At 64.0% G+C, this 21,872-nt stretch carries 16 protein-coding genes and 1 pseudogene; 2 read left to right on the top strand and 15 right to left on the bottom strand.

What is annotated here, in order from left to right:
- Positions 1 to 307 precede the first annotated feature (307 nt).
- The 15 genes and pseudogenes from GXY33_09905 to GXY33_09835 form a co-directional block, all read right to left on the bottom strand.
- On the bottom strand, positions 308 to 1,333 hold the full coding sequence (locus tag GXY33_09905) for a hypothetical protein (protein ID NLX05446.1): 1,026 nt from the start codon (positions 1,331 to 1,333) through the stop codon (positions 308 to 310).
- Positions 1,334 to 1,358: 25 nt separating this feature from the next.
- A complete protein-coding gene (locus GXY33_09900; GenBank protein ID NLX05445.1) occupies positions 1,359 to 2,849 on the bottom strand; it encodes a pilus assembly protein PilM in 1,491 nt (496 codons plus the stop codon).
- Positions 2,812 to 4,275, bottom strand: a complete 1,464-nt coding sequence (locus GXY33_09895; GenBank protein NLX05444.1) for a general secretion pathway protein GspK — start codon at positions 4,273 to 4,275, stop codon at positions 2,812 to 2,814. The genes GXY33_09900 and GXY33_09895 overlap by 38 nt, the downstream gene beginning before the upstream one ends.
- On the bottom strand, positions 4,272 to 5,084 hold the full coding sequence (locus tag GXY33_09890; GenBank protein NLX05443.1) for a hypothetical protein: 813 nt from the start codon (positions 5,082 to 5,084) through the stop codon (positions 4,272 to 4,274). The genes GXY33_09895 and GXY33_09890 overlap by 4 nt, the downstream gene beginning before the upstream one ends.
- Positions 5,081 to 6,064, bottom strand: coding sequence for a hypothetical protein (locus GXY33_09885; protein ID NLX05442.1), 984 nt, complete (start codon positions 6,062 to 6,064; stop codon positions 5,081 to 5,083). The genes GXY33_09890 and GXY33_09885 overlap by 4 nt, the downstream gene beginning before the upstream one ends.
- Positions 6,040 to 6,660 carry a hypothetical protein gene (locus tag GXY33_09880; GenBank protein NLX05441.1) on the bottom strand — a complete coding sequence of 207 codons (621 nt, stop codon included), beginning with the start codon at positions 6,658 to 6,660 and terminating at the stop codon, positions 6,040 to 6,042. Before GXY33_09880 ends, GXY33_09885 begins: the two co-directional genes overlap by 25 nt.
- Positions 6,626 to 7,078, bottom strand: coding sequence for a type II secretion system major pseudopilin GspG (gspG, locus tag GXY33_09875; GenBank protein ID NLX05440.1), 453 nt, complete (start codon positions 7,076 to 7,078; stop codon positions 6,626 to 6,628). The genes GXY33_09880 and gspG overlap by 35 nt, the downstream gene beginning before the upstream one ends.
- A gap of 49 nt (positions 7,079 to 7,127) precedes the next feature.
- A complete protein-coding gene (locus tag GXY33_09870; GenBank protein NLX05439.1) occupies positions 7,128 to 8,327 on the bottom strand; it encodes a type II secretion system F family protein in 1,200 nt (399 codons plus the stop codon).
- A 9-nt stretch (positions 8,328 to 8,336) separates the two neighbouring features.
- Positions 8,337 to 10,013, bottom strand: a complete 1,677-nt coding sequence (locus tag GXY33_09865; protein NLX05438.1) for a type II/IV secretion system protein — start codon at positions 10,011 to 10,013, stop codon at positions 8,337 to 8,339.
- 222 nt (positions 10,014 to 10,235) lie between these two features.
- On the bottom strand, positions 10,236 to 11,885 hold the full coding sequence (locus GXY33_09860; protein NLX05437.1) for a hypothetical protein: 1,650 nt from the start codon (positions 11,883 to 11,885) through the stop codon (positions 10,236 to 10,238).
- A gap of 2 nt (positions 11,886 to 11,887) precedes the next feature.
- Entirely contained in the window at positions 11,888 to 13,315 is a 1,428-nt protein-coding gene (locus tag GXY33_09855) for a hypothetical protein (protein NLX05436.1), read from the bottom strand.
- A gap of 495 nt (positions 13,316 to 13,810) precedes the next feature.
- Positions 13,811 to 14,530: pseudogene (locus GXY33_09850) on the bottom strand (ABC transporter ATP-binding protein).
- Positions 14,531 to 14,573: 43 nt separating this feature from the next.
- Entirely contained in the window at positions 14,574 to 15,812 is a 1,239-nt protein-coding gene (locus GXY33_09845; protein ID NLX05435.1) for a protease modulator HflK, read from the bottom strand.
- Positions 15,813 to 15,873: 61 nt separating this feature from the next.
- Positions 15,874 to 16,851, bottom strand: coding sequence for a protease modulator HflC (locus tag GXY33_09840; protein ID NLX05434.1), 978 nt, complete (start codon positions 16,849 to 16,851; stop codon positions 15,874 to 15,876).
- Between the two features lie 35 nt (positions 16,852 to 16,886).
- On the bottom strand, positions 16,887 to 18,863 hold the full coding sequence (locus GXY33_09835) for a hypothetical protein (protein NLX05433.1): 1,977 nt from the start codon (positions 18,861 to 18,863) through the stop codon (positions 16,887 to 16,889).
- 261 nt (positions 18,864 to 19,124) lie between these two features.
- Between GXY33_09835 and GXY33_09830 the strand changes: the two genes are divergently transcribed.
- On the top strand, positions 19,125 to 20,117 hold the full coding sequence (locus GXY33_09830) for an ABC transporter permease subunit (GenBank protein ID NLX05432.1): 993 nt from the start codon (positions 19,125 to 19,127) through the stop codon (positions 20,115 to 20,117).
- Between the two features lie 364 nt (positions 20,118 to 20,481).
- Positions 20,482 to 21,771 carry an NAD(P)/FAD-dependent oxidoreductase gene (locus tag GXY33_09825; protein ID NLX05431.1) on the top strand — a complete coding sequence of 430 codons (1,290 nt, stop codon included), beginning with the start codon at positions 20,482 to 20,484 and terminating at the stop codon, positions 21,769 to 21,771.
- The last annotated feature ends 101 nt before the right edge of the window (positions 21,772 to 21,872 follow it).

The raw sequence follows: 21,872 nt of genomic DNA, 5'->3' as shown, positions 1-21,872 counted from the left end.
CCTCCGTGGCGGTCTGGGTGGTGCGATCTTGCGCCTGCTGACGGCGCTGGGCTTGGATGAGACGGCGTAGCTGCGTGATGTCCGGCGGTTGCTCGCCGAAAGGCTGCGTGGCAGGCTCCTGAGCAAGACAAAACCCGCTGATAAGGAGCGCGAAAATCAACGTCGGCGAAACCAAAGTCGTAGGTCTTTGTTTCGCAGACCTGGGCATAGAAAACTCCTTCCTTCTACGAACCGACCGGCAGCTCCGTCTTATGGGCGCACATTGTCCCACTTCCGAAGCCGGAACACCAGTAAAATTCTATAATCTTCAGTGGGATGCCGACTGCCAGGCGTCGTAGAGTTCCAGAAGCTCGTCGGCGGCCAAATTCTCTCGGGTGAGGGCTTTCGGCTGGTCCACGCTCTGGCCGATCTCGATATAAAAATGCTGTCCCCGCTGGTCTCTGACGACCGCGCCCAGGGGATGGACGAACACCAGCGTATGCGGTTGTCGGCTTCCAATGCTCTCACCCAAATTATACCACGGCGTCTCGTTGTGGTTTCGCACGTAGACCCCCGTCGTCGGCCCGTGGATCACCGTCCCCACCAGCGTGCCGGGACCGCGGCGAACGCTCGGCCGCTGTCCCACTGCCGGACGCGGCTCCACCGGCTCGACCGGGGCGACCGGCGCGGGCATCGGCGTCGGTGTCGGTCGCGGCGGACCGAAAATGTTCTTCGCCGTCAGTTGGGCGTACGCGTTGCGGACCTGCGGCGCCGGAAGCGGATCGGGAACCTTCCGCTCCGCACCAGACTGCGCCCGCCGAAGGACCGGCCGCGCCGGAATCAGCGCCTCGATCCGGCACGGGTTCAGCGAGATGATCTCGCTCTTCTCCTGCGGGTTCAGCGTAAAACTCGTCACCTTCACCAGGTACGGCTCCTGGTCGAGCATGTCGAAGAATTTGACGATCTGTTCCAGCGTCCCTTTGCACGTCAGCGACAGCGCCACCGGATAGTAGCTCGCGTCGCTGCCCGTCTTGACCGGCGATCCCGCCTGCGGCGTCACCTGCTTGTCCGCCAGGCCCGCTTGAAGCAGCAGGACGTTGACCCGCGACATCAGCAGGCCCTTGGCCGCGTCGGGATCGTCAGCCATGCTCTGCTCGTGGATCGATCGCCACTGCCGAACCAGCTTGCGGCTGCCCTCGAGCTCCTCCTCCTTCTCGATGATGGCGGTCCGAAGCTCATCGATCTGACTCCCGCCGCCTCCGAAGACCGAACGGAGGATCGGCCGCGCCGCTACCAGCGCGACCACCGCGATCGCCGCGATCAGCAATACCCGCTCTCGACGTTGTATCGTCATGGGTTCCTTTCGGATTCTCTGGAGGTCACTCCGCCGTCTCCGCCGCGTCGTCCGCCGGCTTGGTCGCCGCGCCCGCCTCGCTCGAAGCCGCCACGATCTCGAAGTTGAAACTCTCCGGATACTCTCGCGAGGTGCGGGCGGTGGACTCCGCGCGGCGATCCACCTCAAGATACTCGCCGCTCTGGAGCAGCGTCTGGTACATCTGGTTCACCACCTGCGCCGACTTGGCCTGTCCCTGGATGCTGATCCTGGCCGCCCCCTCGCCCTTGCGGGCCTCGGAAAGACGAACCACCTCCACGTACGCCTGCTGCGGGTCCGGCATCCGCTCGGTCAACTCCGACAGTTGATCGAGCCAGTTCACCTTCCCCTCGCTCCACTCCGCCATCTGGCGAACCTGACGCTCGAACCGCTTGTGCTCCTTGAGCTCGTCCTGCAACTCCTCGTCGATCGCGATCAGCCGCGCCAGCTCCGCCTGCCGATCCGACCGAACCCGCCGCATCGTTACAAAACCCACGATCAGCAGTACGATCAGCAGCGCCGCCACGAGCTGGTACCGCCGGTTCCGCTGGGCCACCGGATCGACCGCCCGCTTGGGATTCAAAAAGTCGAACTGCGACGCCCGCGACTCGTACTGACCGACCGCCAGTCCGTAGCACGCCGAATACTCCACGCCGCCCGACTCGCCCGGCAACGCGAACAGCCGGCCCGTCAGCTTGAGCTGCTCCTGGACCTTCTCGAGAAACTCCCCCTCCGAGCCCGTCTCACCCGCCACCACCACCTGACCCAGCGGCTTGGCGCGGCCCTCCGCATGGTACGCCGGCAACGTCCGATGAAGCTGCAGAATCCCACGCTCGACCGCCGACTGCTCCTCGACGCCTTCCGTCAGCCCGGCGCTCCGCGAAAACAGCAGCCCTTCCTCGCGGTCGAACACGTCGATCTCGATCGTCTCGTGGGCCAGGTACACGAACAAGGTCGCACCTTCGGCAAGCAACCCAGCCTGACGGCACGCCAGATACGACGTGTACGGGCGAAAACCGATCCGCCGGATCGACAGCCCAGCCGCCCGCGCCACGTGCCGGAGACGGTCCAGATGCTCCAGCTTCACCGCGCCCGCGATTAACCGCGACGCCAGACCGCCCTCGGCACGCGCCGTGACCACGTAATCGACCGACGACTCCTCGATCGCGAACGGCAACTCCTGCGAAAGCTGGAACCGCACCAGATTCGCCAGCTCATCGTCCGGGGTCGCCGGCACCGACAGGTGGTGCATCATTCCCTCGTCGCGGGCGATGGCGAAATCCACCGTCCGCGTCGCGATGCCCTCCCGCGCCATCAGCTCCGACAGGTGCTTGCCGAACCCCTCCGGATCGTCCACCGACACGCCCTCCGGCAACCGCCCGGCGCACCGCCGGTGAACGCTCACCGTCCCGCCCCGCTCCCGCGAAAACTCCAGCAGGCGGACGTCCTTCGAGTCGTAGTCAATCGCGACCGCTTTCCTGTGTAACGATAACATCATCCTGTTCGAATTCTCCAAGCCGGTAACTGGCCCCAAACTCCGTCAGATCGCGAAAATACACGTACTGGACCCGCGGCAGACGCAGTTCCATCACCGTCTGAAGACGGCACTGAAGGCCATCATAGTCGCCGTACCCGATCGACTCTACCGTAAACTGGTAAGACCGCGCAGTGAATAAATAGGCCACCTCTTTGTATTTGTCCAGCGTCAGCACCTTTTCCGTAACCAGCCACGCCGTCGTCTTCCTCGCCTCGTCGGTCAGCCGGTTCCGGACGCTGAGGATCGCATCGATCTCCTCCGGCGTCAGTTTCCCGATCGTCCCAAGCACCGTCCGCGACGCCGTGTTCACGTTGATCCGCCCGTACACGAACCCGTCGTCGTGCACGTGATACCCCGTCGTCAGCAGGTCCATCACCGCCGGTAAATCCTCCTCCGTCGCCGGTGAAACGAACGTGCTGCCGCCCTTGCCGACCTGCATGCCGACCAGGTTGGCCGGCGTCTTCCCGAAATCCGCCTTGCCGTCCCGCGCCTGAACCAGAAACGCCGCCAGCTCCGGCCGCAGCTTGTCCGCGACGCCCTCCGGCCAGATCGTCATGTTCACCCGCGGCATGTACGGATTGCCGTCCGTCACCTCCGGCTCGCGGCTGTACACCGTCACGTAAGGGTACAACCCCCGGTCCAGCACGCCGTCGCCGTTGTCCAGCGGCAGCGACCCGTCGCCGTCGTCCTCGTTCGCGTCCAGCATCCCGTTGCGATTCATGTCCTCGCCGTACACGATATCCGCCGTGAACCCCTTGACCAGCAGCAGTTCCTCAACCGTGTCCAGCGGCCCCTGCTTGCAGCGGTACGGCGGCGTGAGCATCATGTAATACGTGTCCTTCGCCCCGCCCGGCCGGGCCTCGCTCCCCGACTCCCGCCAGTCCAGCAGCGACGCCACCAGCGACTCCGCCATCCCCGGCGCGCACCGCGGCGCGATCAGCCGGTAAAGCTGATCCGGACTCGCCACGTTCAGGTTCAACTTGCCCGCCTCATCCGTGATCCCGTACCGAGTCGCCTGGTCGCTGTCGAGGTTGTACCCGACCAGGCTGAACCGCCACGCCCGCCGATCCTCCTCCGATCCCTCGCCGTACACCTCCCGGTCCTGGAACAACGCCGGATTGTTGTACCACAACGCCGGCTCGTTGAAGTGCTGCCGAAGCAGCAGCGCCGCACCCTCCAGACCGCCCATCGCGCAGAACCGCGCCTGCTGAAGCCGCGCCTGCGCCGCCATCCCCGAATACTCCGCCCGGGCCAGAAACCCGAAGCTGATCGCCAGCATAGCCAGCAGAATGAAAATCACCAGCACGATCGGCAAAATGACCCCGCGCCGCCACGATGACCGACGACGGCGGCGAAGGCCCCGGAATGTCCGACCGCTCGTCCTCATTGCCCCTCCGTCCCGCCGCTCTCGGCGTTTCGGGCCTTCAGTTCCTCCGAAAGCCGCAGCGAAACCACCAGGTCATACTGGTCCTCGCGGTACGGCCGGTCTTCCCACGCCAGCATCAGTTCGTCCCGCAACGCCTCTTCCGGAACCTCCGAAAAACCCACCACGATCCGAATCGCCCGCGGCAGAACGTCCGCCTCCCACTGGCTGCTCCATCCCAGCCCGTTGTAGAACTGAAACTCCAGGTACCGGATGTCTTCCGCGACGATCTGCTCCTCGGCCACCTCCACGTTATCCATCACCTCGTCGACGCTCACCTCCGCGGCCGCGTCCACCGACTCCGACGCCTCGCCCGCAGCCAACTCCTCGTCCCCGGTCTCCTCCACCGTCGGCGCCAGCAGCACCCGCAACTCCGACCGCCGCAGACCCAGCACCTCCTCCTCGTCGCTCTCCGCCAGCCGGTATTCCACCCGACGCAAATCGTGCTCCACCGCCACCGTCGACTCCATGAAGTCACGAGGGAAAAACACCAGCCGCGACGGATTCACCGTGCTGATAAACAAGATCCGGTCGTGCTCGCCGCGCAGCACCGGCCCGAAATGCGTGCCCAATCCCGGTATCGATCGAATCTCCGACGCAACCTGCTGAAGCACCGTCCTCGCCACCAGCGACTCCTGGAGGTGCCGGTTGCCCGCCTCCACCAGCCGCAGCGAATACGTGTAAAACGAGTACACCGCCCCGATAATCAGAATGATCACCGAGACCGCCAGCATGGCTTCCAGCAATGTAAACGCCCGGGTCGTCCTGCTCATCGCTTCTCACGCGCCATTCTTCCCAGCAGGCGGGTGATCTCTCGCATCGCATCCTCGCGCGACATCCCCTGCCGCCCGCTCGGAGCCGGACTCGGCTCGGCCGCCTCTCCCTCTTCGCCCGGCGCCAGAGTCCGCGAACGCGGACGCGCAGCCGTCGGGTCATCGGGAGGCGGCTCGCCCTCCGCCAACGTCGGTTCACCCGTCTCCCCTTCGCCCCCCGCGAACCCTGCCTCCGGCGAAATCACCGCCGTGTCGTCGTCGCTCCAGACCGGACCGTACGGAGTCTCCTCCGCCGCCCCGCCCGCCAGCAGCGTGCCCATGAACGCGTCCTCGTCATCAGCCATCTCCGGCTGAAGCAACTCCATCAGTTGCTCCGGCGAAAGCTGGCCCGTCGTGATCTGGTTGAACAACCGAATCATCTCGCCCACCCCGCCCGCCATCAGCGCCTTGACCAGCCGATCCGCGCCCGGAAACTCCGCCTCGTTCATCTGCGTCAGCAAATCCTGCAGGCCCGGCGTCTGAATCTCCATCAACTGCGACGTGTCCGTCGATATCTCCATCAGCTTCTCATACGAGTAGTTCAGCGACGGGCTGAACAACGTGTGCACCGGCATCGAAAACCCCTCGCTCGGATCGTCGCAGATCACGGTCAGCGTCAACCGCTCCAACTCCTCGATCTCCGTCGGCTCGGTCTCGACCATCCAGTAAAACCCAGCCGGCCGCCCGTCGAACGAGCCCTCCGTCCCCTCCGTCATGTCCGCCAACCCCAACTGCAGCTCCGCCAGCTTGTTCTCCGCCAGCAGCATCGCCCGGCTCCGAAGCCGCGCCTCCCGAATCCGCGAGATCGAATTCTGGAAAAACCCCGACATCACCCCCAGCGCAATCGCGATGACCAGCAGCGCCGTCATCGTCTCCAGCAGGATGCTGGCACGCCGCCGCCCGCTCGTCCACCGCCCTATTCCTGACGTTCTCCCTGCCATGATTCGACCATCCTTACCTGGCCGGTCAGGCCGTTGATTGCCATCTGCGCTTCACGCCCGCCCTTCGACTTCAACACGATCACGCCCGAGTCGCACCGGCCGTCCGGCCGGAACGTCACCGGCTCCAGCAACGCCGCCGGCGGCTCCTCGCCCACCACGTCGCGCTCGCGAACCCGAATCGCCTTGAACACCCCGCTCAAATCCACCATCTCGCACCGAACCCCCTCTTTCGCCAAATCCAGCCTCGCCCAACTCCCTTCGACCGGCTCGAATTCCCCCGCCCCGTCGAACGGCTCGGGCTCCCACTCCACCCGCATCCTCCCGCCGCCCTCGTCGAACACGCACCGGTGCGTCCGGCCCGACATCATCGCGCCGCTGCGGGCCAGCGACATCATCGTCGAAACCCGCAGCACCACGTGGTCGAACCGCGCCTGCTCCCGGCGGCCCATCACGTTCGGCCAGATCAGACCCGCCAGCATCACCAGCACCGCGATCACCAGCAGAATCTCGATCAACGTGAACGATCGAACTCCGCCTCGCACGCGGCCCGCAGCCAACCGCCTAGTCGTCGTCTTCCCAGTTCGTGACGTCGTCATCGTTGCCTTCCCGGCCGTCCGGACCGTTGCTCCAAAGGTCGAAGCTCCGCTCGTTGTGGCGGCCCGGACTCTCATAGTTCAGCTTCCGGCCCCACGGGTCCCGCAGGTCCGTGCTCTTCCTGAGGTACGGCCCGTCCCACTTCTTGGCCATCTCCTCGTCCTGTACGTCGTCCTTGTCCGTCAACGCGCCAAGCCCCTCGTCCGTCGTCGGATACGAACCAACCTTCAGCTTGTAATACTCCAGCGCCTCCTCCACGCTGTTCATCTGAATCTTCGTCGTACCGATCTTGGCGCTCTCGCCCTGGCCCAGCAGGTTCGGCAAAATCACCGCGCCCAGCGCCACGATGATCCCGATCACCAGCAGAATCTCCAACAGCGTGAACGCCTTCACCCGGTACGTCCTCGACTTCCTCGACATCGCTGAAACTCCTTCCTATCGCTGTCTCCGATTACGTCGTTATGCCTTACTACATGCTCATGATGCTTCGCATCCGCATGATCGGAAGCAGAAGCGCCATGGCGATCACCATGACCATCGAGAACACCACCAGCAGCAACGCCGGCTCCAGCATCCGCACCGCCACGTCCACCTTCCGCGCCACCCGCTGCTCGTGACGGTCCGCCATCTCCACCAGCACCACGTCCAACCGGTTCGTCTGCTCCGCCACCGCCATCGGCTCGATAATGTCCAGCGGAAACAGATTGCCCGCCCGCAGCGTCTGCGACAGACTCTTGCCCGAACGAACCGCCTCCGCCGCGTCCGCGATCGACTCCGCCAGCACCACGTTGCCCGCCGACTCCCGCGAAATCGTCAACGCCGGCATCATCGACACCCCGTTGCCCAGCAGCGTCCCCAGCACCCGGCAGAACCGGCACACCCCCACCATCCGGAACACGTTCCCCACCACCGGCAGTCGGAACTGGACCCGGTGCCACGCCTTCCGGCCCGCCGGCGACCGCAGATACGGCAGCACCAGCATCGCCGACAGCGCGATCCCCGGAATAATCAGCAGGTAATACTCCCGCAAGAAGTTGCCGAACCCCATCACCCCCTTGGTCAACGCCGGCAGCTCCATCCCCGCGAACATCGGCTCCAGCTTCGGCATGAAGTACGTCACCGCCACCAGCACCACCGTCAATCCCACCGCCAGCAGAAACAGCGGATAGATCATCGCCCCGATCACCTTGTTCCGCAGCTCGTCCCGCTGCTCCACGAACGACGCCAGACGGTGCAGCACCGAATTCAGAAAACCGCCCTGCTCGCCCGCCCGCACCATCCCCACGTGCAGCTCCGGAAACACCAGCGTGTGCTTCTCCATCGCGTCCGCGATGCTCGCCCCGCCCGCCACGTCCTCCCGCAGCTCGCCCGTCACCACCGCCATCACGCCCGCCCGCTGCTGACGCGCCAGAACGTCCAGCGCCCGCAGCATCGGAACCCCCGCCGCCAGCAAATCCCCCAACTGGTTGTAAAAACCCGCCAGCTCCGACAGCTTCACCCGCCGGCCGATCTGCAGCGACGACGTCTCGACCTTGTCCTCCCAAACCCGAATCGGAAACAGACCACGCTCGTCCAGCACCCGCACCGCCGCCGCCTGCGAATCCGCCACCAGGCTGCCCTGCTGCTCGACGCCGCGAAGGTCTCGCGCTTTGTACTTGAACGTCGCCATAAACGATCACTACTTCCCTTGAAATACCGTCGCCCGCAACACCTCGTCCGGCACCGTCAACCCGGCCCGGACCTTGTTCCAGCCGTCCTCGCGCAACATCCGCGCGCCCTGCCGGCACGCGATCTTCAACAGCTTGTCCGCGCTCGCACCGTCCGTGATCGCCTCCCGAATCTCCCCGCCGAACGGCACCAGCTCAAACAGCCCCACCCGGCCGCGCAACCCCGTATGCCGGCACTCCCGGCACCCGCGGCCGTGATACAGCACCGCCCCCGCCTCCAACGCGAAATCCTTCGGAAGCTTGTCCCGATCAATCGTCATCGGCTCCCGGCAGAATTCGCAGTTCGTCCGCACCAGCCGCTGCGCCATCACCCCCACCACCGACGACGACACCAGATAAGGCTCCACCCCCATGTCCGTCAACCGCGTCGCCGCGCTGCACGCGTCGTTCGTGTGCAGCGTCGAAAACACCAGGTGACCCGTCAGCGACGCCTGAATCGCCGCCTCCGCCGTCTCCAAATCGCGAATCTCGCCGATCATGATCACGTCCGGGTCGTGACGCAGAATGCTCCGCAACGCCGCCGCGAACGTCAAATCGATCCCAGGATGCACCTGAATCTGATTGACTCCCATCAGCCGGTACTCCACCGGGTCTTCCACCGTGATCACCTTGATCTGGTCCGAAACGATCGCGTTCAGCGCCGCGTACAGCGTCGTCGTCTTGCCCGAACCCGTCGGACCCGTCACCAGAATGATCCCGTGCGGCAGATTGATCAGCTCGTCGAACGCCGTGTACGTGTCCTCGTCCATCCCCAGTTCCGTCAGGCTGATCACCGCCGCGCTGCGGTCCAGAATACGAAGCACCACGCCCTCGCCGAACACCGACGGCAGCACGCTCACCCGGATGTCGATCTCGCGGCCCTCGTGGCGAATCTTGAACCCGCCGTCCTGAGGCCGCCGCTTCTCCGCGATGTTCATCGACGCCATGATCTTGATGCGCGAAATGATCGCCGCCTGGAACCGTTTGATCTGCTCCGGAACGTTCGTCGTGTGCAACACCCCGTCCACCCGGTACCGAATCCGCAAATCCTCCTCGAATGGCTCGAAGTGGATGTCGCTCGCCCGGTCGTTGATCGCCTCCCGCAAAATCTCGTTGACCAGCTTGACCACCGTCGCTTCCTGCGCCTGCTCCAGCAACGCCGCGTCCGAGACCTCGACGTCGTGGACCTCCTCCCCGCTCTCCAGCATCATCTGGTCGATCGCCGCCCCGCCCACCCCGAAGTACCGCTTGATCAGCGCCGCGATCTCACGCTCCGCCGCCAGCACCGGCTCCACGTGCTTGCCCGTCATCGCCCGCAGCTCATCCAACGCGAAAACGTCGAACGGGTCGCTCGTCGCCACGATCAGGTTCCCGTTCCGCGCCGCAAACGGCAAAATCCGCCGCCGATGGATCAGCCGGGCCGGCATCGACTTGAGCAGCTCCGTGTCGATCGGCTCGCTCAGCAAGTCCACCACCGGAATCGAAAACTGATCCGAAAGAACCCGCAGCAAGTCCGCCTCCCCCACGAACCCAAGCTTCAGCAGCACGCGGTCAAGCCGGTTCCCCGACCCCTCGCACACCGCCTGAGCCTCGGCTAACTGGGCCTGGCTGACCAGCTCCTTCGCGACTAATACTTCGCCTAAACTCATATCCGCAAAAACCTTAGAAACAATGACCGCTCCATAAGCATTATACGTGGATCTGCTGCCACAGTTTCAGTATCGGCCAATCGGGCGGGAACGGCCCACTTCCCACCACTCCGATTCTATCGCTCCCGCCACCCCGATCAAGGCGGTCGGTCCGATAAATGGCAAAAAGTACCCCTGATGTTTCCTCATCCCCACTGCCGCAAACGCCGATTCCCGACGTCTCTACGGATTCACCGGCGACGGCTCAGCCTTCGAATCGCCCCCTGCCGCGTCACCAAGCCGCTCACGCAGCCGCTGCGACAGCTCCGGCGGCAACGCCGCGTACGCCTGCTCACGCGTCTTACGCACCATCTCCGGCCACGACGGCATCGCCACCCGCTTCGCCGCCATCTCCCCGCTCCAACTCCGCTCATCCTGATATGAATCGTACAGCGTCTTGGCCAGACGCTCCATCCCCATCGCCGAATAGTCGTCGCCCAGCGCGTAACGACGGTACGCGTCCATCAGGAAAAACTGCACGCTCGCGTTCACGTCCGGCAGACCCGGCGACAGCAAATCCTCCAGGATCAGCTTGTGAACGTAAGCCTCCATCCCCACGCCGTATTCCGGCAGTGGATACATCTCCGTCATGGTGTCCCAGTACTCCCGCGCCTTGTCCGTCCGGCCGTACTGGTAGTACAGCGTGATCCCCTTCCGCAGGAAGTTCACGTGCCCCGACCGGAACGTCTCGCCCGCCGTCCCGTCCCACTCCTCCTCGTTGATCTGGGCCCACTTCTTGCCGAACGCCACGTACCAGTGGTGAACCACCGGAATGAACCGCACGTCCGGCGAAATCAGCGGCAGCGGCGACTCCTTGCTCACGTGGATCCGCCCGCGACGCACCAGGTCCTGCAGCGAGCCGTACACCACCCGGTCCGCGCTCAGCGCCTCGAACGACGCGTCGTCCCCGCTCATCTCCTGGCCCAGGTACGACCAGTAAATCGCGTGCGCCTGCGGCGTCCGAAAGTCCAGCGGCCCGAACATATCATCCGTCCGAAGCTTCGCGATCTTCTCCGCGTCCAGCTTCCATTCCTTGTACAGCCGGTCGCGCCGCAGGTGCCCTTCCAGCATCTGAAGGTCTTCCTGATTCGCCGGGTCGGCCAGGAACGCCTGAACCTTCTCGCCGTACTCCTGCGGCTTGGCCAGCAGGGCGAACAGGTCCTTGCGAGCATCCAGCCCGAACCCCTCGAACTGCGCCAGAATCCCCGCCATCCCCGGCCGCGCCATCAACGCCTCCCACGTCCGCGGCGAACGCGCCATCAGGGCGTACTGCTCCTCCGGCCAGCCCACGATGTCCTCGATCGCCAACGCCAACTGCGACTTGTAATACCAGTGGCAGTCGTCCGACAGCCCGCCCACCTTGTGGTGGTAGATCCACGCCAACTGCTGATACAGCTTCACCGTCTGCGGATTCAGCGCAATCCCGCGGTCCCGCAGAATCTCGATCCCGTTCAGCACCCACCGCCAGCGGTCCTCCTCGCTGTTCATCGCCACCGAAATGTTGTACGAAAGGTTCCACGAGTGGAAAATCCACACCGCCGGGAAATGCGGCTGCAAGTGGCAGATCCACTCGGCCCGCTGCATCGCGTCGAAATACCGGCCCTCCTGCTGCATGTTCTGAAGGCCGATCCACAGGTAGTCCACCGCCAGCGCCCGTCCCACACTCAGCAACACGTTGGTCAGCAGGTCCGGCCGAGCCTGGGCCGGAAGCTCCATCCGCGCCAGACCCTGCTCCGTCCGAATCCCGTTGGTCCGCTGCGACAGGACAAATCCCGCGCCCAGCAGCACCACGATCATCACCGCCGACAATAGCTTCTTCGTCTTCGTTGACATGCCTATACGATCACCCTGCCCAGTTCGCGACGACGGAAAATCATTACCGCGAAAATCGCCAGCAGAAAACTCTGAACCGCCACCAGCTTCACAAAGCCCGCCATCACCTCAACCCAGCCGATCATCCGCCCGTCGATCAACCGGTCCGTGAATATCCCCACGTCCAGAATCGGGATCAGGTGCAACAGCAGAAACGTGATGGTGTGGCTCACCCGCGCCCAGACCGTCCCCTCGCGCACGATCTTGCCGAACACCTCCAAAAACGTCGCCGTCCCCTGGTCCGTCCCCCACAGCCCGATCGAATCCCACAAAAAACCGCCCGCCAACCCCACAAAGAAAATCGAAACCGTCAGCAGCGACGCCACCGGGAACGACAAAAACGTGCTGCACGCCAGCGCCAGCGTCGTCAAAAACACCAGCGTCAGCAACACCAGCAGGAACGCCCGCACGAAGTTCGGACCGAAACGCCCCGACCGAACCAGGACCTCGATCCCGTCCTCCATGGGAAAGTTCACCGCCACCCCGCGAGGGTCCCGATTGATAAACGACAGCTCCAGCGTCCCGTCCGCCTCGATCGCGTTGATCGGAACACGAATCTCGTTCGCCGTCCGATACGGCTTGGCGTCCAACCACATGTGCTGGTTCGGCGACTCCCGCCGGCCGATGATCCATTGGCCAAGGATCGTGTTGCTGTGCAACTGATACTCCGCCACCCCTTCCGTGTTCTTCGACGGCTCATACTTGAACCGCAGCGTGAGCAGGTCCGTCGCGTCGCTTGACCCCTCCTGCGGTTTGGGCAACCCCGTCAGCGTCCACGTCCGCCCCTGCTGCGGACCCACCGTACGTGACGCCGTAATCAGCCGGTCCCGGACCAGCTCACGCATCTTCCGCGGTGTCAGTTCCGCCAACTCCTCGTCCTGGCCCCGCTCACGGACGATCCGCTCCACCTGCTCCGAAACGTCCGGAAGCGACGGCCGGTACGACGTCCGCGCCACCAGAACCTGGTTCTCCAGCTTGACCGCGTCAACCCCCGTCGCCTCACGCGAGAAAAACCGCACCACCCCGTAGCTCGCCCCCATCACCAACCCCAGCAGGAACGTCGCCAGCAGAAGAATCCCCAGCCACCGGCCCGCCAGAAACTGCCACCGCGCCAGCGGCTTGGTCATCAGGCTGTCGATCCGCTGCGTCCGGATGTCCTGGTCCACCATCCGCGCCGCCAGAAAAATCACCAGAAGACTCAGCAGCAGATGCGTGATCCCGATCGTGTGCGACATGAACATCTGCACCTTGCCCGCCACCGTCCCGTCCCCCGACGCCGTCGCCACGATCAATACGATCAGACCCGCCAGCAACGCCATGAACGAAATCGCCAGACGCGTCCGGATCGCCTCCGAAATCGTCAGCCGCGCTATCGCCCAGATCCGTCCCATCTACCGGTTCCCCTTCTCCACGCCGCCCTCCTGGCCGCCCGACCCGTCCACCAGTCCGTCCAACACCGACCGATCCACCTCCGCCTTCTCCGGATGGACCTCCTTCACCGAATCCCCCTCCGCTTCGCGCGACTCCGGCTCCCGCCCCTGCGCCAGTTGCTCCAGCACGTCCGTCCGTACCGGTTCCCGACGAATCTCCTTCACCGCCGATCCCTCAGCCGCCCTGGGCTCCTCTACCGAACTGAGCTGGTCCAGCAATGCCGCCCCCTCGATCGGCTCATCCCCTCGCGCCCGAAGAAACTCGCTCACCTGACCGCCCGCCAGCGCCCCGCTCGTCTTGAGCTGCATCTCCTCCTGCGCCTGGCGAACGATCCGTAAAAAGAACTGCTCCAGCCGGTCGCGCGGCGTCCCCACCGACACCACGTTCGTCCCCAGCGTCTCCGCCATGTACGCCGTCAACTCCCGAACCTGCTCCCCGCTCAACCGCTCCGTCACCACCTGCGTCATCTCCTGCTGCGCCAACAGCTCCGACACCGGTCCGCAGCACAGCAGCTTCCCCCCGTACATGATCGCCACCCGGTCGCACACGTCCTCCACGTCCGACAGCAGGTGGCTCGAAAGCAGAATCGTCTTACCCCGCGTCTTGAGCTCCAAAATCAGGTCCTTGATGCTCCGGGTCCCGATCGGGTCCATGCCCGACGTCGGCTCGTCCAGGATCAAAAAGTCCGGATCGTTGATCAGCGACTGCGCCAGCCCGATCCGACGCGCCATCCCCTTCGAATATTGCCCCACCGGCCGCGTCGCCGCCGCCGACAGCCCCACCATCTCCACCAGCGCATCCGTCCGGCGATCGCGCTCCGAACCGTCCAGCTTGAACAGCCGGCCGTAAAAATCCAACGTCTCCACGCTGTCCAGAAACTGATAAAGCCGAGTCTCTTCCGGCAGATACCCGATCCGCGACTTGGCCGACACGTCGCTTGGATCCTTCCCAAAAAGCCGCGCCCGGCCACGGCTCGGATACAGCAATCCCAACAGCATCTTGATCGTCGTCGTCTTCCCCGAACCGTTCGGGCCCAGAAGCCCGAACACCTCGCCCTGGTGAATCTGAAGGTTCAAATCGTCCACCGCGCGGACCTTGTCCCGGCCCCAGAAGTCCTTGAAGTTCTTCGTCAGGGCCACCGTCTCGACCACCACGTCACGTTGTCTGTGATCCATCGTTCCTTTTCCGTCCTGCCGATCGGACCGGCGTCAAACCACCCTACCGATTCTGTGACTGCTGCGTCGGCTTCTTCTGCAGATCCCGCGGGTCCTTGTCCACCATGATCCGAACCTGATCCACCCGCGTCGGAACGTACCACTTCTCCACCTGAGGGAACAGATCCTCCAGCGTGCTCAGCAACAGCCGCGTCAACACGACCTGCTGGTTCGCACGCACCTCGGGCAGCAACGCCTCGAAGTACTCCGCGTCCGCCTTCGCCGACGCCTCGATCTGGGTCCGGTACACCTTCGCGTCCGAAAGAATCGACTGCACCTCGCCCTGCCCCTGGTCCAGCAGCGAAGCGATCCGCAACTTGGCCTCCTCCACGCCGTCCCCCCCGCTCGACCGCAGACCCTCCTCCTCTTCGATCGCCGCGATCAGCTCCTCATACCCGGTCCCCGCCGTCTCCGTCAGCAGTTTGACCGCTTCGCCCTCCGCGCTCTTGACCATCGCCCCCTTCTCGTCCGCCGCGTTCCGCACGTCGTTGAAATGAGCCTGCACCTGACGCGGCGGCGTGATCTCCCGAACCAGTACGTCGTCCAGCGTCAGTCCCGCACGCAGCTCCCGAAGCGACTCCTGAAGGTACTTCTCCACCCGGTCGCTGAACACCTGGCTGCGCGTCAGAAGCTGATCCACCTCGAACTGACCCGCCGCCTGGATGATCGCCTCCCGCGCCAACGCCTCGACCAGCCCCTTCTCCGGCATCCGCAACTCGCCCGGCTTGCCCTCCACCCCCGCGTCCATGATGTTCTCCACGTACTCAGCCGCGTCCGCAATCCGGTAGTTCACCCGAACCACCACGTGGATGATGTTCCCGTCGCCCGTCAGCACGAAGTTGTCCTTGCCCGGCACCAGCGACCCGCCCGCGAACGGACTGGGGCCCTGGACCTTCTCCTGCTCCGTCATCTGGTACTGGAACTCCACGTTCACGCCGCGCTGAGTCCCCTTCGGAATCACAATCCACTGGTCGATCGGCCACGGCAACGCCCACTTGAAACCCGGACCTGCTTCCGCCGTCTCAGCCGACTTGACGATCTTGCCGAACCGGACCTTCAGACCCACCTCGTTCTGGTTGATCTGCTTGATCCCGCTCGCCAGGTACAACACCACCAGCGCCAGCATCGCCAGCTTGAGCACCCAGAACAGCACCCGAAGACCGTCCATCAACGACTTCTGGGCCTCGTCGCCGCTCTCCATCTGCCCGCCAGGGCCCGCTTTGATCGTATTGTCTTGTTCCATGCGAGTCTCATCCATTCCTGATTTCCTGATCGATCAGCTTGCCGCCCGGTCGCCCGCCCGACTACTTGCTCGACAACAGAGGATCCGACGCCGCCGGCTGCGTCGCCGTCGCCGGCGCCGGATTCTGCAGCAACCACTGCAGCGTCTGAGACCCGATCAGGTCAAACGGCGGAACCTGATCGGCCTCCAAAATCAAAGTCGTCCGCTTCGGCAGCATCTGCTTGAGCGCCTCAAGACGCTTGATGAACGTGTGCAGCTCCGGATACGAAGCGAATATCGCGTAGTACTTCGCCGCCTCCGCGTCGCCCTCGCCCCGAATCGCGATCGCCTCCGCCTGCGCCCGGTCCCGAATCTTGCTCGCCTGCTCCTCCGCACGGGTCTTGATCCGACGGGCCTCCGCCTCCCCCTCCGCGCGATACCGCTTGGCCAGACGCTGACGCTCCTCCTTCATGTGATCGAACACCTTCTTGGTCGCCTCCTCCGGCAACTCAAGCCGCTCGATCCCCACCGCCGTCACCTCGATCCCGTAATTCTCCAGCGCGCGGCCCTGAATCATCTCCTTCAGCTCCGCTTCGATATCCGTGAACTTCATCCGCTCCGGGTCCATGCTCACAAAGCTCTCGAACCGGTGGCGACCCACCACCGCCCCGATCGCGTCGTGCACCAGCGTCGTCAAAATCTGCTCCGCCTTCTCCCGCGTGCGAATCTCCTTCAGGTAACGCTCCACCTGCTCCTCGCCCTCCGGTACCCGCCACGACGTGAACGCCATCACCGTCACGCTCTGCTCGTCCTGCGTGTAGAGCTGCTCCAGCTTGCTCTCGTGAACCCGAAGCCGGTTGTCGAACGTGATCACCTGCTCCACCGGCCACGGCCACTTCAGGTGCCAGTCCGGATCGCTGTACGTCCGCGTCACCTTCCCGAACGTCGTCACCACCGCCGTCTCCGAAAACGATACCGTGAACACCACCATGTACAGCACGAACGCCGCCGACACGATGATTCCCAACACGATCGTTGCCAGACTTCGCTTCGACTCCATGAGCTTTGTCCCTCTGTAACCTGGATCGGATGTCCCTACTGGTTTCTCTCGTTCAGAATCTCTTCGCCCAGCCCCAGCAATCCCGGGGGCAGCTTCTCCTGCTCGTCCACGATCAGCAGCACCTTCCCGGGGTCCTTCAGCGTCACCACGAACTTCCGGACGTCCTCCGTCGCCGACGCCAGCACGTCCAGATAGTGCCGCAGATAGAACACCTCCGGCGCCGCCTGATACCCCTTGAGCTGCTCGTTGAACCGCGCCGCCGCCGCCTGCTCCACAATCACCCGCCCGTATCGGTCCGCCGACGCCTCGCTCAACACCTCATCCGCCATCGCCGCGGCCCTGGGAAGAATCGCGTTCTCGTCGCCCACCGCGCGCCACACCGTCGCCTTCCGCTCGTGCCGGGCGTTGATCGCCGCCTCGTACGCGTCCGCGATCTCCGTCGACGGATGAAGACCCAGCACGGCAATCTGCAGCACCTTCAACCCCAACTGCCGCCCGTCCGCTTCCTTCTGGATCGCGTCCCGCAACGCCACGCTCGCCGCCGCCCGACCCGTCGTCATCACCTCCATCGGATCCACGCTCGCCATGTACTGCGTCCACTGCCGATACGCGATCGCCTCCAGCGCCTGGCCCGGCTCCGCGTAGTTCTCCACGTACTCCATCAACCCCGCTTCCCCGCCCTTGATCTGGTAGTTCACCACCAGCGCGCCCGCCAGGATGTTCACCGGAGCCAGACTCCCTTCCGCGTCCGCCTGCGACTCCGCCGGCTGACTCGCCGTCCGCTCACGCGCCACCTCCAGTATCCGCTCGCTCGCCACCAGAAGCTGGAACTCCTCGCCCGTCACGTGCTTGACCGTCCACAGGATCGGCTTGTCCTCCTCCCCCTTCCACGTGCTCTCGCCCGTGTACCCGATCCAGATCGTCTGCACCTCCTTGACCGGATAGAACTCCGGCGTCCGCTCGATCGGCCACGGCCACTTCAGGTACAACCCCTCCTCCAGCACCCGGTCGATCCGACCGAACTGCAGCACCACCGTCTGGTACCCCGGTCGCACGATCACAAAACAACTCAGCAGATACAGCATCACCGCCCCGAACAGCACCAGCGGAACCACCGCCTGCTGAAGAAGCTGGTAAAACCACGTCTCCGACACCTTGAACCCGAACTGGTAGTCGATCGTGTGGGCGATCGACCGCATCACCCCTTCCGGCTCCGAAAACAACCCCAGAAAACGCGACTCGTAAACCGGCTGATACTCCTCCCCGGGAATCCGAGGCCGGTAAACGTTCAACAGCAGATTCAGCAGTATCTCCAACCCCAACACCGCCATCACCGCCGGAATCGCCACCGCCAGAACCCGCTCCGCGTTCCCCGCCCCGAAATACGCGAACGCCATCACCACCAGCAGCACAAAACACGCGATCGCGTTCCCCATGATGTAGTTCGCGCCCGCACGCACCACCCGCAATCCCGGTACCCGGCTCAGGCCCAGCACGTAACGCGAAACCAGAAAACACGGCAGCGTGATCACCGCCAGAACGACCATCGTCAACTGCTCGTTCCGGACCCCCGTCTCCGTCGCGTCCTGCATCCACGCCATCGGAACCCAGTACGGCAGCAGGCGAAACGCCAAATACCCCAACACCCCCGCAATCCCCAGCGACGCAATCGGAACGAACCATTTCTTCGTCCACGCCAGCCGCTTCTCCATCGACAGCGGCTCGCCCTCCGGCAAACCCGAAAACACGCTCGCAGACCCGCCGATCCGACGCAGCCGCTCGCGCTCAAGCTCCTCCGCCTCGTTCCGCTGCTGCACCGACAGCCGATGCAGGTACACCTCCACAAAAATCAAAAACCAGATCCCCACACCCGCCAGAAAGTGCCAGCTCTCCGCCAGTGTCGCCGCGCTCCCGTTGCTCCGGAACAACACCAGGAGCACCGCGAAGAACACCACCTGAAGGACCAGGCCCGCCAGGGCCGCCCACTCTGCTCGCCTGTCCACTCGATGCATGGTCGCTCCTTACTTCCCAACGCCGGGGCCGTCGCCGACGACGGAACCCCTGTCCGTTCTCCTCTGGGTTAGCTGGGCAGGTCCCTGCCCCGTCCGGCCGCTCGCCGAACGATTCTCCGCTACTCCACGCCCATCGCCGCCACCCGTCTATCGCGCGACAACAGGCGCCTCGCCGGAACTTTTCCTTGTATTCCGACGTAGTTCAAAACAATATAGCGGCATCCGGGTCCGTTTCAAATTCTATTAACAAAATTTAGCACTATGAAGATCTACGCCATAGCCAAAGTCACGTTCTTACAGGTCATACGTCAGCCGATTTACGGGGTTCTCCTTTTACTCTGCCTCGGTTTGATGGTCCTGGCCCCCTCCCTGACCATGCTCACCATGGACGACGACAACAAAATGCTCCAGGACCTCTGCCTCTCAACCATCCTCGTCGCCGGGGTCGTCCTCGCCGCCGTCGCCGGCTCCGAAGCCGTCTCAGCCGAAATCGAAGACCAGACCATCCTCACCATCATCTCAAAACCCGTCAATCGACTCGAACTCCTCGTCGCAAAGTTTCTCGCCGTCATGGCCGCACTTGCATTAGCCTGCACTTTTATGACTGTCACTTTCCTCATGGTCCTGCGACACGGCGTCATGTGGGCCGCCTACCTCGAACGCGACTGGCCCATCATCGTCTTCGGCCTCAGTGCAGCCGTCATCACCCTCTTCGTCGCCGCCATCGGAAATTACCTCTTCGACTGGCAATTCGGACCCGCCGCCTTGGGAATCGGACTCCCCCTCCTCTCCGCAGCCGCCGTCACCGCCGGATTCTTCGACAAATCCTGGAAAATCCAGTCCTTCGGTCAGGGCTATTCCATCGAAGTCGTCTCCGCCTGCTTCCTCCTCCTCCTGGCCATATGGGTCCTCGCTGCCGTCTGTATCGCCTGTTCCACCCGACTCCCCGTGGTCCGGACCCTCCTGATCGCCGTGGTCATCCTCTGCCTCGGTATGGTCTGGGACTACCTCGTCCTCGCCCACGTCCAGAACGCCCCTTCCGACCTCGCCCGCGCCGGATGGTCCGCCCTCTACGCCCTAGTCCCCAATTTCCAGATCTTCTGGATGCTCGACGCCCTCGACCTCGAAAAACACATCAGCCTCACTTACATCCTCTTCGCCGCCGGATACGCCGCTACTTACATTCTCGCAATGCTCTTCCTCGCCTACGCACTCTTCCTCGACCGCCAGGTCGGAGCCGCCGCCAAGTTCTAACCCCCGCTGCGACACAACAGACCGATCCCAATGCCGCTGCGCCACCGACACTCCCCCTCTTGATCCAAATCAAGTCCCTTCCAGTCCGGTCGTTACGGCAAACCATTGACACAAATGCCCATGGTCTGTACCTTGAACTTGACATGCACCTCCGGACTGGCACCTGTGATTCCACCTCGTTGGCTTCTGACTTTGTGAGGAGCTCCGTTTCGACGGAGTGAAATTTAGTCGTGACACCCACGCCATGCGGAGGGTCACACGAAAGGCGGGTGCCTCTAGCGTCCCGCCTTTTTCTTTGGCCGACCTCGACAGCCGCCTGTCGCCCCGATACAATCGTCCTCAGCCGACGCCAAGGGGGGTGGGCATGGACCCGGCACACACCGCAAACAAGCCGCGTATCGTCGTCATCGGCGGCGGATTCGGCGGTGCCTACTGCGCCCAAGCCATGGAAAACAACCGCCTTTACCAGCGGGCCGATATCCTCCTGATCGACCGAAACAACTACTTCATCTTCTACCCCCTCCTCGTCGAAGCCGGAACCGGATCCCTCGAACCCCGACACGCCCTCGTCTCCATCCGAAGCTTCCTCCACAAAATCCGTTTCCTCATGGCCGAAGTCACCGGCGTCGATTTCGACCGCCGGATCGTCTTCGCCCAGGTCCCGCGCGAGCCCGATCCGCGCCAAATCCCCTACGATCACCTGGTCCTCTCGCCCGGCTCCGTCACCAACCTCCCGCCCGTCCCCGGCCTGGCCGACCGCGGCTTCGGCATGAAGTCCCTCCCCGACGCCCTCGCCCTCCGAGACCACGCCATACAGATGCTCGAAATCGCCGACGCCGCCCTCGACCCCGACCGACGCAAAGCCCTCCTCCACCTCGTCGTCGTCGGCGGAAACTACACCGGCGTCGAAGTCGCCGGCGAATTCCAGGTCTTCCTCGAAAACGCCTCTCGCTACTACCGCAACGTCTCGCCCAACGACTGCCGAGTCACCCTCATCGAACTCACCGACCGAATCCTCGCCGCCCTCGACCCCGACCTCTCCCAATACGCCCTCGCCCAACTCGCCAAACGCAACATCGACGTCCTGCTCAACACCACGATCAGCCATATCCACGACGGCTACGTCGACCTGCGAGACGGCCGGCGACTCCCCACCCACACCGTCGTCTGGTGCGCCGGTATCGCCCCGCCTCCGCTCCTCCGACGCCTCCACCTGCCTACCGATCAGCGGGGCTACATCCTCTGCGACCGCGAACTCCGCGTCCAGGGCTGCGACAACGTCTGGGCCATCGGCGACGCAGCCGTCAATCTCGACGCCCATGGAAACGCCTATCCCGCCACCGCCCAACACGCCGTCCGACAGGGCGACCACCTCGCCCATAACCTCGCCCGCGCCCTCCACGGCGACCATCCTACCCCCTGCGACATCACAAACCGCGGCGCCATCGCCCCCCTCGGATGCCGCACTGCCGTCGCCAAAATCCTCGGCTTTAAACTCGCCGGATTCCCAGCCTGGTTCACCTGGCGAACCTTCTACCTCCTCAAAATGCCCGGAATCACCCGAAAGGTCCGCATCGCCCTCGACTGGACCGTCGACCTCCTCTTCCGCCGCGACTACGTCCAGATGGGCCTCACCCACGAAAAGAAAAAATAACCCGCCGCCGCCCCAATGGCACGCCCATCCCGGCCGCACCTCGTCTCACCCACCAAATCCCAGCCGCCTCACCCTCTGCCACTCTGGCACGCCGCGACCTT

Source organism: Phycisphaerae bacterium (genome assembly GCA_012729815.1).
GTDB lineage: Bacteria > Planctomycetota > Phycisphaerae > JAAYCJ01 > JAAYCJ01 > JAAYCJ01.
Note: the sequence above shows the minus strand (reverse complement) of the source record. Positions and strands in the feature narration are given on the sequence as shown.